The sequence below is a fragment of the Lutibacter sp. genome (assembly GCF_040883305.1).
Lineage (GTDB): Bacteria > Bacteroidota > Bacteroidia > Flavobacteriales > Flavobacteriaceae > Lutibacter.
Genome location: NZ_JBFLKT010000291.1, coordinates 1 through 3,059 on the forward strand (window position 1 = coordinate 1; position 3,059 = coordinate 3,059).

Annotated in this window: 4 protein-coding genes and 1 pseudogene; 1 reads left to right on the forward strand and 4 read right to left on the reverse strand. The window is 28.8% G+C overall.

Annotated elements, in window-relative coordinates:
- The coding region (miaA, locus tag AB1Z17_RS09290; RefSeq protein ID WP_368051528.1) for a tRNA (adenosine(37)-N6)-dimethylallyltransferase MiaA at window positions 1–785 on the forward strand (785 nt) is incomplete at its 5' end.
- A 9-nt stretch (window positions 786–794) separates the two neighbouring features.
- Here miaA and AB1Z17_RS09295 read toward each other — a convergent pair.
- The 4 genes and pseudogenes from AB1Z17_RS09295 to AB1Z17_RS09310 all read right to left on the reverse strand — a co-directional run.
- Complete coding sequence (locus tag AB1Z17_RS09295; protein ID WP_368051529.1) at window positions 795–1,274, reverse strand: GyrI-like domain-containing protein; 480 nt, start codon at window positions 1,272–1,274, stop codon at window positions 795–797.
- Window positions 1,275–1,349: 75 nt separating this feature from the next.
- Entirely contained in the window at window positions 1,350–1,733 is a 384-nt protein-coding gene (locus tag AB1Z17_RS09300) for a hypothetical protein (protein ID WP_368051530.1), read from the reverse strand.
- Window positions 1,734–1,787: 54 nt separating this feature from the next.
- Window positions 1,788–2,672, reverse strand: coding sequence for a hypothetical protein (locus AB1Z17_RS09305; protein WP_368051531.1), 885 nt, complete (start codon window positions 2,670–2,672; stop codon window positions 1,788–1,790).
- A gap of 106 nt (window positions 2,673–2,778) precedes the next feature.
- Window positions 2,779–3,059, reverse strand: a pseudogene (locus AB1Z17_RS09310) (hypothetical protein); the annotation flags it as partial.

Below are 3,059 nucleotides of genomic sequence, written 5' to 3' on the forward strand. Positions count from 1 at the left end.
AAGAAATGAATATTGGAACAGCGGTTCCTGCTGCTGAAGAATTAAACACAGTAACACACCATTTTATTCAAGATAGATCCATTTTTGATGCGTATAGCGTTGGACAGTTCGAAAAAGATGCTTTACAAAAATTAGATACTCTTTTTTTAAAAAATAATGTTGTTATTATGGTTGGTGGTAGTGGTTTATACACCAATGCTGTTATTAATGGTTTAGATTATTTCCCTGAAGTTGCACCAGAAATTAGAACTAAATTAAATAGTGAACTTGAAAGTAATGGTGTCTTAGAACTTCAAAATCAACTTAAAGAATTAGATCCTGAATCTTTTGCTTCACTTGAAATTGAAAATCCGCATCGATTAATTAGAGCCTTAGAAATTTGTATTGGAACAGGTAAAAAATATTCTGAATTTAAAAACAAACCAAAAGCCACTCGTAATTTTACACCTATAAAAATTGGACTATTTGCAGATAGAAACATTATGTACAATCGCATAAACCAACGTGTTGATATCATGATGCAACAAGGTTTATTAGATGAAGCTAAAAAATTACATCCACATAAAAGTCTAAACGCCTTACAAACTGTCGGTTACAAAGAATTATTTGATTATTTAGATGGTAAATTTACTTTAGATGAAGCTATAGGAGAAATTAAAAAGAACACCCGAAGATTTGCAAAAAGACAAGTTACCTGGAATAAAAAAGATACTTCCATTCATTGGTTCGATTTTAAAACTGAAACTTCTAAAATAATTGCTCAAATTGAATCGTTGATTAGTTAATTTTCAGCTTTACTTCTTTTTTATTGGAATCCAAATTTCTTCTTCAGAATTTGGATCATTATTTTTATACTTTTCTCCTAAAACTTCAAAATGAGGTCTATTGTCCAATTGATATTCTGAATTTGGTAACCAAGTCATAAAAATGTACTGAAAAAAAATACTGCAGTCATTACTTAAACCTTTATAATCGAAAACTGCATATGCACCACCACTTAAAGTAAAAGTTTCCATGTTATTTGGAACATTTTTGAAGTCTGCTACTTCAACCGTTGCCCATTTTTCGAATTCGTTATTGGGATTAAAATTTGTGTGATATAAAGTATCATAAACTTGCATTGAAATCTTTTCATTGCTAAGTTTATTTTTTATGTCTTTAATTTTTGGCGCAAAACTGCCCCATAGTTGACCGGTTTTATTGTTAGTCAAACTCATTTTTAATCTATAACCAATCAGCTTCTTAGCTTTTAATATTTTTATTCTCGGTTCCATTTTCTGCTATTTTTTATTACAAATCAGCAATTTCATATTACTGATTTTATAAATCTGGCTCGATTTGTTTTAACTTTAAATATTCTCTTTAAAATATTGTTCTAAACAACTAAATTGATCATCTAAAAACGCTTCAATTTCTTTAATAAAATCTGCTGTTTGTGCTTTTCTATTTATAGTTAAATGAATAACTATAGCATCTGGATCAGGTTTAATTCCAGTAGTAATGGTCCAAGCTAATGCATTTGGGCACTCTTCCAACGCAAAACGCATTCCTCCTCTTATGAGGCTTCTTGTTAAGGTGAACTCGCCCCATATACTCCCAATCTCAGCTTCAGTTGTGTTTTGGTCTCCAATAACAAAAAGCTCATTACTAATAGATTCTAAATTTGCAATAGTAAGTTTATCTTGGATACTCTTTTCTGTTGTCTTTACTTTAATAATTCGGAAAAATTCCATATTAAATATTTTATTTTTTTGTTGTAATTTATTTTGCAACTATTACATTTAAAATCAATTTACTTTAAAAATAGTATAAGTTCTTGTCCATGCTGCGGATTGCTTCGGTTTAATAAATATATTAAAAAATAACTCAGGGCTAATCACATGTTTCCATCCCCAAAGATTAACTTTATTTGTCTGAAAACTTCCTGTTTCGCTAATTCCAATTCCGGTTTTAATATTTATTAATTCCCAAGTCGCATTGCTACTTTCACCACCTGAAATGTTGCTAAAAAAGAATTGCTCGTTAGGCGAACCATTAAAACTAATTTCATTATGTCCAATATCAATTTTTTGTTCAGGATTCACAGTTTTCTTAAAAAGTGCCGGTTTTAATTTAAATGGAAACTTTAGCAAATAATTCGGGCCTATTAAATCTTTATTAATTGCCGTAAAATTGTGTGCATATTCATCGGTAATAATATCTTTTTTGCCTGTGTTATGCAAATAATATTTTATTGTAAAATTATTTTTATGTAATTCAATCTCCTTTTTTAATACATATGAATAACCATTGACAGATTTTGACTGGCAAATAATTAATACTTTATTTAATTCAGTTGTAACTTTAAATTCGGCTGGTATAATCTCGTATTTTTTGGTACACTCGTATGTATTATCATCTTTTTTTAATAATCCCACACCAATTTTGTGAAACCAACCTCCTACTTCAGTATCGTTAAAACCTAAAGCCGTATCAATTCCAAATTCATTATAAAATCCTTTTCCAAAAAAATTCTCATTTTTGCAATCAGTTCTTTCAACACTTGATAAAGAAATGTTTTGAAATTTAACTTCTGTAATTTTTCCTGTCCAATCAAATCTCGAAAAATTATAATTTTCGGTTGGTAAATCAACATGAATTTCAAGATTTTTATTTTTAAGAATCTGTGACATATAAAGCAAAAAATTTTTATGATTAAAAATAATATCAGATACCTTTTAAATAAATTATTTTAGACAAAAGGCTCGTTTTTAAACCATTATTTTACAACGTTTAAAATTAATCCTTTTCTAAAACATATTCCACAGACACTAAATTAATAGAATTTACCCTTCCTAAATCAAAAGAATCTTCTGCATCGAAACTGAGCGTACAATCTGAATTTGCTTCAATAGTATAACAAGGTGAATGGTTTGATGCAATGCTGGTGCTTACAAGTCCGTCTGCATCTATTGTAATTCTATGAAACCCGTTAATTGCACTATTGTTTGCGTTGGTAAATTTTATTTCATATTGTAATCTTGAAGTATTATTTCCGGTATCTGGTGTAAATTTAAATA

Coding starts and splice junctions, on each gene's coding strand:
- AB1Z17_RS09295 (WP_368051529.1), bottom strand. CDS start 1,274: ATGGAACCGAGAATAAAAATATTAAAAGCTAAGAAGCTGATTGGTTAT.
- AB1Z17_RS09300 (WP_368051530.1), bottom strand. CDS start 1,733: ATGGAATTTTTCCGAATTATTAAAGTAAAGACAACAGAAAAGAGTATC.
- AB1Z17_RS09305 (WP_368051531.1), bottom strand. CDS start 2,672: ATGTCACAGATTCTTAAAAATAAAAATCTTGAAATTCATGTTGATTTA.